Origin of the sequence: Streptomyces sp. P9-2B-2, from assembly GCF_030406865.1 — a bacterium.
Taxonomy (GTDB): Bacteria; Actinomycetota; Actinomycetes; order Streptomycetales; family Streptomycetaceae; genus Streptomyces; species Streptomyces platensis.
The window spans coordinates 7,807,126-7,819,085 of record NZ_CP129126.1; the positions used below are offsets into that span (position 1 = coordinate 7,807,126).

The window sequence follows — 11,960 nt, forward strand, 5'->3', positions numbered from 1 at the left end:
CTCTGAAAGGGGTCAGCTGCTCTACGCGGAGGCGCTGTTTCGCCGCCACGGGGATCGCCGGTCATGCCAGTCTCCGATCCCGGTGGTGTGTTCGTCTTTCCCTCGTACGGAGGACTGGGTGATCCCGGTGGGGTCACCCACGTGGACCTTGCCACAAACCCGCCCCAGGTCCGAGTCGGTGCAACTCCGGCTGATGGTGAAGTTCAGGTCATAGTCGCCGGAAAAGTAGCGGCCGCCGCCGGAATCCACCCCGTCGAGCTCCGCCCGCAGCCGGACCTCGGTGCCCGGTTTCCAGCGCTGTGCGGGCCGCCAGGTCACCTGGTCCTTGCCGTTGCGGTCCTTCGTCCAGTCCCACGAACCGGTCGTCCGGTCGACGGTGGTGACGCGCAGCTGCCGCTCCACCTCGGCCCGGTCGGTCACCGGGTGGTCGAAGGTGAGGGTGAGCAGCCGGTCGACGGCGACCACGGCGTCCTGGGTGCCGGGATCGAGTACCAGCGTGTTGAGCCGGGCCGGCTGCGCGGTCGTGAGCGACTCCTTGGCCGCACCGACGCCGCCCCGGTCGCTCCTGGTCCTGGCGACGACGGAGTACTTCGTGGCCGGGGCGATCTCGGCGCTGGAGGTCCAGAAGGTGCCATCGGCCCCGAACCCGCCGGGCAGCCGCCGGCCCCTGGGGTCGGTCACCGTCACCGCGGTCAGCACGCCGCCCTCGGCGCTCACCTTCAGCTTGTCGCCGGCCTGCACGGTCCTGGTGCCGCCGGCCGCTCCGAGTGCCACCTTCACCGGGTCGGCCACCGGCGCCGGCGCCGCGACGCCCGCGCACGCGCTGAGCGTGCCCGCGCCGACGGCCGTGACCAGGGCGAGTGCGGGGCACCGCCGCCGGAACGTCCGGTGGCGGAAGGAAGGGGGCTGGCTCATCTCGGGGCTTTCCGTCGGCAGGGGGGAGGGCGGCGCTGTCGGCCGCTAAGACGACTGATCGCCACACTTCGTTGCAGGGAGTGAGGTGATCCACGCCACGATGACCGGGTGCCGTCCGGCTGTGCCGCCGTCGTCTCCCGGCATCCCGGCACTCTGTGACCCGTAGTGATCACCCGATCGGAGCACCCGGACAAGAACCGGACATACCCTGAAATACGCCAAACTGGCCACCCCTTGCCGTCCGTTCGGGCGGCGGTTGAGGAGGTGTGCGTCCCGTGGCGATTTCCATCTCGGTCGTCCTGCTGCTGGTGGTCCTGACGGTGATCTTCCTGCGCAGCGGCAAGCTCAAGTTCTCGCACGCCCTGGTGTGCGCGCTGCTCGGCTTCTATCTGGCGAGCAGCAGCCTCGCCCCGGACATCCACCAGGGGCTGTCCGGCGCCGCCGACGTGGTGAGCAGCCTGCGTCCGTGACGAGGCCGGCCCGCCGGGGGCGCGGCGCCGGGGGCGCGACGCCGCCCCCGTCCGCTCACCCGGCGGAGAACACCCCGAGCGCGTTGGGCACCGGCCGCTCCGCGCCCCCCGACGGATGGTTGCGGACCGTGGCCCCGTACGCGTCGCCGGTGACCAGGGTCGAGGACCCGCCGCCGTCCAGGTCCATCGCGTCCCCTGCGCCCAACTGCGCCATCAGCTCCGCCAGTTCGCGCACCGTCAGGCCGGTCTGGCCCGGTGCCCCGTCCAGCGCCATGAGGTACAGCACCCGTCCGCCGGCCCCGATCCCCGCGGACGTCCGCACCGCCACGGCGGCGGTGTCCAGACCGGCCAGCGGCGCGCCGTCCCGCACAATCGGGAAGCCGCCCACCGCACAGCGCAGCCGGCCGTGCCCCTGGCCGACGAGGTACGAGCTGACGTGCACCGGCTCACCGAGGCGCAGCCCGCGCAGCTGCCGTGCCCCGTCCTCCCGGCCCACCAGCACCACACTGCCCTCGGCCACCCCGCCCGCGCCCGGCACCTCCCCGATGGCGGTCACCCGGCCGTGCCGGACCGTCACCTCCGCGGTCTCCGTACTGCACGGCGCGGCCCGGTCGGTGTCCGTCCCGCAGGTGGCGCGCACCCGGGACGCCGGACCCCACTGCGCGGTGTACGCGCCGATCCCGCCGACCGGAAGCGCGTACTGGTTCAGTCCGCGCAGCGGCAGCGCCCCCTGGCCGGTCAGCGCCGCACCGCGCAGCGCGAGCCGGTCCAGCCGGGCCCGGCGGTCATAGCCGACGCCGATCACGTCCTCGGTGGTCGCACCGGGCGGCATCGCCGGTCCGAACCGCTGTCCGTCCGGCACCGCGCTCTTCAGCTGCCGCCCCGAGGCCACCGCCGGGCCGACCGACGCACCGGTCGGCTGCACGCCGGGGTGCTGGGTCTCGGTGATGTTGAAGAAGTCACCGTTGACGGCTCCCACCGCCCGGCGGTCCGCGGCCAGTTGGGAGACCGGCGACCGTGCGCCGACCGCCCCCGGGTACAGCAGATCCACGGTGACCCGTGGATCGGCCAGATCGACGGTCAGCAGATGCCCGTGCACGGTGCCGCGGGGCAGCGTCATCCGGAACTCGCCGTAGGCCACACCGGGTGCCACGTGCGCGGCACCGGAGCGGCGGAGATCCGTCCCCGCGGCCGCGGCCGCGGCCGGCGCCCCGCCCGCCACTCCTCCGCCGGCCAGCACACCCCACGCCACCAGCACCGTCAGCATCGCGCGAACCCGACCGAATCGCTGCGTCACGATCCCCCCTGACCTCACGTCAACTGTCCCAGGCGCCGGAGACGCTCACTATGACCCGGAGATGTCAGGAATCCGTAGACCCGCGGAACGGCCGTCGTGTCGCCGGACCGGGTCACCCGGTGTGTGCCAGGAGACCTCGTTGACCAGCTGGAGATAGCGCGCCCAGTCCCAGAACTCACCGGGGTCGGTGTGGTCGGTGCCGGGGACCTCGACATGGCCGATGATGTGCTCCCGGTCCTTGGGGATCCGGTAGCGGTCACAGATGGCGGCGGTGAGCAGGGCGGACTGTTCGTAGAGCGGGTCGGTGAACCATGTCGGGTCGTCGATCCAGCCCTCGTGCTCGATGCCGATGCTGCGGGTGTTGTAGCCCCAGTTCCCGGCGTGCCAGGCGACGTCCCGCTCGCGTACGCACTGGGCGAGATAGCCGTCGGCGGACCGTACGACATAGTGCGCGGCCGCCTTGTGCTTCGGGTCCTGGAACAGCTTGAGGGTGTCCCGGTAGGTCTCCTGGGTCACATGCACCACGACCCGCTCGACCGGATACTGCGCCGGGCGGTCGGCGGCGGTGAAGTTGCCAGGGCTGGCCGGAACCCAGTGGACCGGCGGGTAGGCGCCGCCGGACGGCGTCCGCCGGTGCGTGGCGGCGGCGGTGGTGCCCGCCGTGAGGGGGGTGAGTGCGGCGGACGCGGCGAGCGCGGCCGCACCGGTCAGCAGGCGCCGGCGGGCCGGGCGGCGGGGGGCGGGCTCCATGTGAACTCCTGACAAGGACCGAGGGGTGGTCGCGTACATGTCACGCACATGCGGTGCGTTCATGATGCGCAACAGGGCACGCCCTGCCAAGGGAATGGCCGTTCTGCCAATGGCTCGACCAAAGGCAGAACGGCGCAGGTCAGGAGGGGCACGGGATACCTGATCGGACGTCACCCGGGTGCCACGCCGACGGCGCTGAGGGCCGTTCGCGGACGCGGTACCCGGGTGCGTGGACCCCGCCGGTCAGTGACCGATCTCGACGTCCTCCAGGATGCCCAGGGCGTCCGGCACCAGCACCGCCGCCGAGTAGTAGGCACTCACCAGGTAATTGATGACGGCCTGGTCATTGATGCCCATGAAGCGCACCGACAGGCCGGGCCGGTACTCGTCCGGGATGCCGGTCTGGTGCAGTCCGACCACGCCCTGGTTCTCCTCGCCGACCCGCAGCGCCAGGATCGAGCTGGTCTGGTCCGGGGTGACCGGGATCTTGTTGCAGGGCAGCAGCGGAATGCCCCGCCAGGCGCGGACCGTGGTGCCCTCGACCTCCGCGGTGGTGGGGTAGATACCCCGGGCGTTCCACTCCCGCCCGATGGCCGCGATCGTCCGCGGATGCGCCAGCAGGAACTGCGTCTTACGGCGCCGGGAGATCAGCTCGTCCAGATCGTCGGGGGTGGGCGGGCCGCTGCGGGTGTGAATGCGCTGCTTGAGGTCGGCGTTGTGCAGCAGCCCGAACTCGGGGCTGTTGACCATCTCGTGCTCCTGGCGCTCCCGCAGCGCCTCCACGGTCAGCCGCAGCTGCTGGTCCAGCTGGTTCATCGGGTCGTTGTAGAGATCGGCGACCCGTGAATGCACCTTCAACACCGTCTGGGCGACGCTGAGTTCGTACTCCCGCGGCGCCAGCTCGTAGTCCGCGAAGGTGCCCGGCAGCAGCGGCTCGCCGACATGGCCCGCGGCCAGATCGATGGCCGCCTCACCGTGCTTGTTCTGCGCCGGGACCAGCGCCGCACCGACGTCCGCGAGATGCGTGCGCAGCGGCTCCGACCGGCCCAGCACCTCCTCCAGGTCACTGCGGTACAGGGTCAGCGCGGTCACCCGGGTCACCGCGCGTACGGAGTGCTCCCACTCCGCGTCCGCGGTCAGCAGTGCCGCCGCACCGATCGCGTCACCGTCGGCCAGCACCCCCAGCACGGTCTCGTCGCCGTACTTGCCGGTGCCGAGACGGTCGAGCTTGCCGTGGGCGATCAGCACGATCCGGTCGGTCGGCCCGCCCGCCCGGGCCAGCACATCGCCGGGCGCGAACTCCCGCTGGACGAAGCGGTCCGCCAGCGCCTCCAGCGACGCGGCGTCGGCGAAGCCGCGCAGCGGCGCCAGCTCGCGCAACTCCGCCGGAATCACCCGGACTTCGGACCCGGTCGAGACGAACTCCACCCGCCCGTCACCGAGGGTGTGGGTAAGACGGCGGTTGACGCGGTACGCACCGCCGGAGACCTGCGTCCAGGGAAGAATGCGCAGCAGCCAGCGGGAGGAGATCCCCTGCATCTGCGGCACGGTCTTGGTCGTGGTCGCCAGCTTGCGCGCTGCCGCGGTGTCCAGGCTGGAGCGGGTCTGCTCGGGCGCGGACCCCTGCGGGCCGGACGTCGGGTCCACCGATGTGGTCATGAGGAAGGCTCACCTGTTCTTGTCTGTGCGGTGCGTAGACCGGTGCGGTGCGCGGAAAGGCCCGCGCGCCAGGACGGCGGGAACTGCCGCTGCCGGGGCGCGGCTGCTTTTCCGCCGGAGGTCGTTCAGTGGCCGATCTGTACGTCGTCGAGAACACCCAGCGCATCGGGTACCAGAATGGCCGCCGAATAATAGGCGCTGACCAGATATTTGATGACCGCCCGGTCGTCCAGGCCCATATAACGCACTGAGAGGCCCGGCTCGTATTCATCGGGAATTCCGGTCTGATGCAGGCCGACGACGCCCTGCTGCTCCTCGCCGGTGCGCAGCAGCAGCACCGAACTCGTCCGCTCCTTCGTCACCGGAATCTTGTTGCACGGGAAAATCGGCACCCCGCGCCAGGAGGGCAGCGAATGCCCCATGAAATCGACCGCGGTGGGATAGAGCCCGCGGGCGCTGCACTCCCGCCCGATGGCGGCGATCGTCAGGGGATGGGCGAGCAGGAAGCCCGGGTCCTTCCAGACCGTCGCGAGCAGATCGTCGAGGTCGTCGGGGGTGGGCGGGCCGGTGCGGGTGTGGATGCGCTGCTTGAGGTCGGCGTTGTGCAGCAGCCCGAACTCGGGGTTGTTGATCATCTCGTGCTCCTGGCGCTCCCGCAGCGCCTGGATGGTCAGCTTGAGCTGCTCCTCCACCTGGTTCATCGGATCGCTGTAGAGGTCGCCGACCCGGCTGTGGGTGCGCAGCACGGTCTGCGCGACGCTGAGTTCGTACTCCCGGGGCGTGACGTCGTAGTCGACGAAGGTGCCGGGGAGGGACGGCTCGCCCTGATGCCCCGAGGCGACGGAGACCGCCGATTCCCCGCTCGTGTTCGTCGGCTGCGCGGTGCCCTGACCGGCGGCGGCCAGATGCTCGCGCAGCCCGGGGGAGCGGTCGATGATCTCCTGGGCGGCCTGCCGGGACAGCGTCATGACGGTCACCCGGGTCACCGCGCGATAGCTGAACTGCCAGGTCCCCTCGGGGTCGGTGAGCGGCGCGTCGCCGAGGTGATCCCCGCCGGCCAGCGCTTCGAGCACCGTGTCCTCGCCGTATTTGCCGGTGCCGATCCGGTCCACCCGGCCGTGCACCAGCAACACCAGCCGGTCGCCCGGCCCGCCGGCCTCACCGATGAGTTCACCGGGTGCGTATTCCTGCTGGGTGAAGCGGTCGCCGAGCGCCGCCAGCACCTCGGGATCGGTGAACTCCCGCAGGGCCGGCAGCTCGCGCAGCTCCTCGGGGATGATGGCCACATCGCTGCCACTGGTGTCGAAATCGATACGCCCGTCGCCGAGGGTGTAGGTCAGCCGGCGGTTCACGCGATAGGTGCCACCGGAGACCTGCACCCAGGGCAGCAGCCGCAGCAGCCACCGGGAAGTGATGCCCTGCATCTGTGGTGCGGTTTTGGTGGTGGTCGCCAAATTCCGCGCCGCGGCGGTACTCAGGCTGGAATTCCGGGCCTCTTCCGCGGTGCCGTGCAGCGATTCATCGGCAATGGTCACAGTGCCACCTGTCTCCTCGAACGGTGCGATGCGGCCCGCCCCGAAACCCCGTTTCCAGGCGGTTCCGCGGCAGCCCGCCGAACCGAAGGTAGTGGTGCTGTTTTTATCGGCACAATCGCTCGATGGGGTGGCATGGAATTCCCGCTCCCTGGAAAGGTTTAGCGGGCTCAATTCCGGGGAGAGTGTGCCGGGACGCAGCAGTGGAGGGGGTCGTCCAGGACGCCTTGGAGCGCCGCGTGCGCCGCTCCGAGCAGCGGTCCGTCGGCGCCCAGCCGGGACACCGTCACCGCGGGCCCGCCGACCCGCCCGGTCTCCGCCGTGACGGCCGTCCGCAGCGTCAACTCCCGCTCCAGGGACGGCAGTACCCAGGGCGCCAGCCCGGCCAGCGCACCCCCGAGGACCACCGCCTGCGGATCGAGCAGATTCACCGCCCCGGCGAGCGCGATGCCCAGCGCCGTCCCCGCCTCGTGCAGGGCGCGGACGACGGCGGCGTCCCCGTCGGTGGCCCGGCGGGCCAGCAGAGCGATACGGGCGCCCGGCCCCGGATGTGCCGCCGCCGCCCGCTCGGGGGTGAGCCCGCCCGCCCGCAGCACGGCCGGTTCCCCCGCGTACTGCTCCAGACAGCCACGGCCGCCGCAGTCGCACGGCGGGCCGTCCGGATACACCGGCACATGCCCCAGCTCGCCCGCGAACCCCCGGGCGCCCCGCAGGAGTTGACCGTCCACGACGACCGCGGCACCGATCCCGGCCTCCGCCGACACATGCACGAAGTCCGGCGGCGGGGCGGGCCGACCGGCGCCCCCGCCCAGCCGGAGTTCGGCCAGCGCACCGAGGTTGGCCTCGTTCTCGACGGTGAGCGGGACGGCGGACGAGCCGCCCTCCGGGGCCGTCACCCCGGCCAGCCCCGGTGCGAGATCGGCCGCCCGCCAGCCGAGGTTGGGGGCGTGCACCACGGTCGTCGCATCACGGGCCACCAGACCGGGCACCGCGACCGTCAGCCCGGCCGGCCGCAGTCCCTCGGCGGCTATCTCCGCGGTCACTTCGGCGAGCAGACCGGACAGCTGGCGCAGCACCGGCCCGGGAGCGCGGTGCCGGTTCGCCGCGTCGGCCGCCACCCGGGCCCGGACCCGCCCGCGCAGATCGACCGCGCACACCGCCAGGTGGTCGACGCCTATCTCGGCCCCTATCCCGGCCGGGCCACGGTCGCTGACCGCCAGTTCAGTGCCCGGCCTGCCCCGGCCGCCGGTCGCCGCCCGTCCCGTCTCGACCAGCAGCCCGGCCCGCAGCAGCTCGTCGACGAGCGGCGCCACCCCCGCCCGGGTCAGCCCGATCCGTGCCGCGACCGCCGGCCGGGAGACCGGGCCCTGCGCGGCCACGGTTCGCAGCACCCGGGCCAGATTGCGCCGCCGGATGCCGTGCTGGGTGTCGCCGCCGGGCGCGGTCACGGGGTCTCCAAAGGGTGCGGACGGGAGCCGGTCGACGGCTTCGGGGGAGCGGTCACGGCCGCAGCAGCGGCGCGCCGTCGGCGAGCGTCGCCGTCAGCCGCTCCCAGGCCGCGTCGTCCCGCGGCCGCGCCTCGTACTCCGCGCCGCGCGCCGTCCCCCACCGGCGCGCCACCGCCGCCGGATCCTCCTCCAGCAGCAGCCCGGCCGCCTGTGCCGCCGCCCCGAGCGCCACCAGCTCCTGCGCCTCGGGCACCACCACCGGGCGCCCCGACAGCCGGCGTACGGTCTCCCGCCAGGCACGGCCCCGGGCGCCGCCGCCGATCAGCAGCAGTGGCGCATCGGGCGCGGCGTCCGCGTCCAGCACCCGGTCCAGCGCCTTCAGCAGGGTGAACACCGCGCCGTCGTAGGCGGCCTGGAGCAGCTGGCCGGCCGTGGTGTCGTGCCGCAGCCCGTGCACCAGGCCCGAGGCGCCGGGCAGATTCGGGGTGCGCTCACCGTCGAGGTACGGCAGCATCACCACCCCGCCGCCCGCCTCCACGGCCTCCCGGTCGCGGCCCAGCAGCGCCGCCACCCGGTCCACGGCGAGTGTGCAGTTCAGGGTGCAGGCCAGCGGCAGCCAGTCACCGCGGGCGTCGGCGTAGCCCGCCACGGTGCCGGACGGATCGGCGGGCCGGTGGGTGGAGACCGCGTAGACCGTCCCCGAGGTGCCCAGGCTCAGCACCGGAAGGCCGGGGCGCAGACCCAGGCCGAGCGCGGCGGCCATGTTGTCGCCCGTACCGGCGGCCACCAACGCGCCCTTGGGCAGCGGCAGATGACCGGCGTGTACGGTTCCGGCGGCCTCGCCCGGCAGCGCCACCCGCGGGAGCAGCGCGGGGTCCAGCCCGACGTGCGCCAGGATCTCCGCGTCGTAGGCCCCGGTGGACGACGCCCACCAGCCGGTCCCGGAGGCGTCGCCGCGATCGGTGACGGCCTCGCCCGTCAGCCGCTCGGTGAGGTAGTCGTGCGGCAGCCGTACCGCGGCGGTGGCGGCGGCCGCCTCCGGCTCGTGCTCACGCAGCCAGGCCCACTTGGCCACCGTGAACGCCGGGCCGGGCACGCTCCCGACCCGGTCCGCCCAGGCCTTCGCGCCGCCCCGCTCCGCGATCAGCCGCTCGCTCTGCGGGGCCGGCCGGACGTCGTTCCACAGCAGGGCCGGACGCACCGGCTCGCCGGCCGCGTCCAGCGTGACGAGCCCGTGCTGCTGCCCGCCCACGGACACCGCGGAGGCCTGCCGCACCGCGTCGCCGCACTGGTCCAGCGCCTCACCCAGCGCCTGCCACCACTGCCGTGGGTCGCTCTCCTTGCCCGCTCCGCCGACCGTGTGGGGCGCCTGGCCGCGGGCGAGGACCGCACCGGTCACCGCGTCCACGACCAGCGCCTTGGTGGACTGGGTGGAGCTGTCCACCCCGACGACCAGTGGTCCCGCTGCCTGTGCGGCCATCGTGCACGCTCCCTCGGCGGCCCGTCATCCATGCTCTCGGTCCAGGGGGTTCCCCGGTGTGCTGTCGCATATTAGTTTGGCCGCGGCAGAATTTGTAAAGTGCCTTGACGAAATGATCGAGGGAGTCGCGATGAGCCGCCAGCCCACGCCCGCGGACAAGTTCAGCTTCGGCCTGTGGACCGTCGGCTGGCAGGGCCGGGACCCCTTCGGGGACGCCACCCGGCGCGCCCTGGACCCGGTGGAATCGGTGCACCGCCTCGCCGACCTCGGCGCGTACGGCGTCACCTTCCACGACGACGATCTGATCCCGTTCGGCGCCGCCGGCGTCGAGCGCGAGGCGGCCGTCACACGCTTCCGGCAGGCACTGGACGCCACCGGCCTGATCGTCCCGATGGCCACCACCAACCTCTTCACCCACCCCGTCTTCAAGGACGGCGCCTTCACCGCCAACGACCGCGACATCCGCCGCTACGCCCTGCGCAAGACCCTCCGTAACATCGACCTCGCCGCCGAGCTGGGTGCCCGCACCTATGTCGCGTGGGGCGGACGGGAAGGCGCGGAATCCGGCGCGGCCAAGGACGTACGGACCGCCCTGGACCGGCTGAAGGAAGCCTTCGACCTCCTGGGCCAGTACGTCATCGAGCAGGGCTACGACCTGAAGTTCGCCCTCGAACCCAAGCCCAACGAGCCGCGCGGCGACATCCTCCTCCCCACCGTCGGCCATGCCCTCGCCTTCATCGAGCGGCTGGAGCACCCCGAGCGCTTCGGCGTCAACCCCGAGGTCGGCCACGAGCAGATGGCCGGGCTGAACTTCCCGCACGGCATCGCCCAGGCGCTGTGGGCGGACAAGCTCTTCCATATCGACCTCAACGGCCAGAGCGGGATCAAGTACGACCAGGACCTCCGCTTCGGCGCGGGCGATCTGCGCGCCGCCTTCTGGCTCGTCGACCTGCTGGAAACCGCCGGCTACGACGGGCCGCGGCACTTCGACTTCAAACCGCCGCGCACCGAGGACCTGGACGGCGTCTGGACCTCGGCGGCCGGCTGTATGCGCAACTACCTGCTCCTCAAGGAGCGCGCGGCGGCCTTCAGGTCCGACCCGGCCGTCCAGGACGCGCTGCGGGCCGCGCGCCTGGACCAGCTGGGCCGCCCCACCGCCGAGGACGGCCTGGCCGGACTGCTCGCCGACGCCACCGCCTACGAGACCTTCGACATCGAGGCGGCGGCCGCCCGCGGGATGGCCTTCGAGCATCTGGACCAGCTGGCGCTGGAGCATCTGCTCGGGGCGGTCTGAGGGGCCGCGTCCGGGCCAAGCGTCGCGTCCGGTCCCGGCGTCGCGTCCGGGCCCGGCCCGCTCACCCGAGCAGGCAGCGCACAAAGGCTATTTCGGCGGCCCGCTGCTCACCGCCGCCGCTCTCATGGGCGTTGAACCGCCACACCTTCAGTTCCTTCTCGCCCGCGTAGTGATGGAAGGCGGCGAAACCGGTGGACGGCGGGGTCACCTCGTCGCGCAGTGCGGTGCCGAAGAGTGCCGGGGCGGTGGCGCGGGCGGCGAAGTTCAGGCCGTCGAAGTGGTCCAGGGTGTGCAGCGCGGTGTCGATCCGGTCGCGCGCGCCCGCGAAGTAGCGGGTGAGTTCGCCGTACGGGCCCATGTCCGTGACCTCCACCGCGCGGCGGATGTGCGCCAGGAACGGCGCATCGATCAAGGCCCCCGCCAGACCGGGGACCAGGCCCGTCACCGCCAGCGCCGCGGCGCCGCCCTGGCTGTGACCGGCGACCACCACCCGGTCGGCGTCCACCGCGGCATGGCCGCGCGCCGCCTCCACGGCCCGTACCGCGTCGGTGAACAGCCGCCGGTAGTAGTAGCCGTGCGGATCGAGCAGCCCCTGAGTCAGCTTGCCGGGTACCCCCGGATTGTCGGAGCCGACCGGATCGGGGGTGTCACCGGGCCGGTTGGGGCCGCTCTGTCCGCGGGTGTCCATGACCAGCGTGGCGTAGCCCGCGGACGGCCACAGCAGCCAGTCGTGCGGCAGCAGCCGCCCGCCCCCGTATCCGAGGTACTGCACGACACACGGCAGCGGACCGGCGGCCGCGCGCGGGAGCAGGAACCAGCCGCGGATGGGGTGCCCGCCGAAGCCCGCGAACGTCACGTCATGGGTGCGCAGCAGAGCGAGCCCCGCATCGACCTCGGTGAAGCGCGCGTCGAGGGCATGCGTGCGGGCCTCGACGAGGGTGCGCCGCCAGAAGGCGTCGAATCCGGCCGGCTCCGGACGCGGCGGACAGTAGGTGTGCAGCGCGTCCAGGGGAAGGTCGGTGAACACGGAAAACCTCCGAGCCGTAGGCTGGCTTGCTGTCTGTCGCCAACGGTGCCCAGGGTCCGGACATTTCAGACGTGAATTGTTCCAGGTT

Annotated in this window: 10 protein-coding genes; 2 read left to right on the forward strand and 8 right to left on the reverse strand. The window is 72.6% G+C overall.

Features of this window, described 5'->3' with window-relative positions:
* Window positions 1–21 precede the first annotated feature (21 nt).
* On the reverse strand, window positions 22–915 hold the full coding sequence (locus QT196_RS34290; RefSeq protein WP_168482558.1) for an Ig-like domain-containing protein: 894 nt from the start codon (window positions 913–915) through the stop codon (window positions 22–24).
* 275 nt (window positions 916–1,190) lie between these two features.
* Between QT196_RS34290 and QT196_RS34295 the strand changes: the two genes are divergently transcribed.
* Entirely contained in the window at window positions 1,191–1,385 is a 195-nt protein-coding gene (locus QT196_RS34295; RefSeq protein WP_018088533.1) for a hypothetical protein, read from the forward strand.
* A 55-nt stretch (window positions 1,386–1,440) separates the two neighbouring features.
* On the opposite strand, the gene QT196_RS34300 is transcribed toward QT196_RS34295, so the two are convergent.
* The 6 genes from QT196_RS34300 to xylB all read right to left on the reverse strand — a co-directional run bounded on the left by QT196_RS34300 (window position 1,441) and on the right by xylB (window position 9,551).
* On the reverse strand, window positions 1,441–2,652 hold the full coding sequence (locus tag QT196_RS34300; RefSeq protein ID WP_290356788.1) for a phosphodiester glycosidase family protein: 1,212 nt from the start codon (window positions 2,650–2,652) through the stop codon (window positions 1,441–1,443).
* A 78-nt stretch (window positions 2,653–2,730) separates the two neighbouring features.
* Window positions 2,731–3,432: an N-acetylmuramoyl-L-alanine amidase gene (locus QT196_RS34305; RefSeq protein WP_168482559.1), complete on the reverse strand. Its 702-nt coding sequence runs from the start codon at window positions 3,430–3,432 to the stop codon at window positions 2,731–2,733.
* Between the two features lie 243 nt (window positions 3,433–3,675).
* On the reverse strand, window positions 3,676–5,091 hold the full coding sequence (locus tag QT196_RS34310) for a family 2B encapsulin nanocompartment shell protein (protein ID WP_168482560.1): 1,416 nt from the start codon (window positions 5,089–5,091) through the stop codon (window positions 3,676–3,678).
* 125 nt (window positions 5,092–5,216) lie between these two features.
* Window positions 5,217–6,626, reverse strand: a complete 1,410-nt coding sequence (locus QT196_RS34315) for a family 2B encapsulin nanocompartment shell protein (RefSeq protein WP_168482561.1) — start codon at window positions 6,624–6,626, stop codon at window positions 5,217–5,219.
* Between the two features lie 167 nt (window positions 6,627–6,793).
* Window positions 6,794–8,071 (reverse strand): ROK family transcriptional regulator, encoded by a 1,278-nt coding sequence (locus QT196_RS34320; protein ID WP_290356325.1) that lies wholly within the window; start codon window positions 8,069–8,071, stop codon window positions 6,794–6,796.
* Between the two features lie 52 nt (window positions 8,072–8,123).
* Entirely contained in the window at window positions 8,124–9,551 is a 1,428-nt protein-coding gene (xylB, locus tag QT196_RS34325; RefSeq protein WP_290356326.1) for a xylulokinase, read from the reverse strand.
* 130 nt (window positions 9,552–9,681) lie between these two features.
* Between xylB and xylA the strand changes: the two genes are divergently transcribed.
* A complete protein-coding gene (gene xylA, locus QT196_RS34330; RefSeq protein ID WP_290356327.1) occupies window positions 9,682–10,845 on the forward strand; it encodes a xylose isomerase in 1,164 nt (387 codons plus the stop codon).
* A gap of 61 nt (window positions 10,846–10,906) precedes the next feature.
* Here xylA and QT196_RS34335 read toward each other — a convergent pair whose 3' ends face one another.
* Window positions 10,907–11,872 carry an acetylxylan esterase gene (locus QT196_RS34335; protein WP_266732542.1) on the reverse strand — a complete coding sequence of 322 codons (966 nt, stop codon included), beginning with the start codon at window positions 11,870–11,872 and terminating at the stop codon, window positions 10,907–10,909.
* Between the last annotated feature and the right edge of the window lie 88 nt (window positions 11,873–11,960).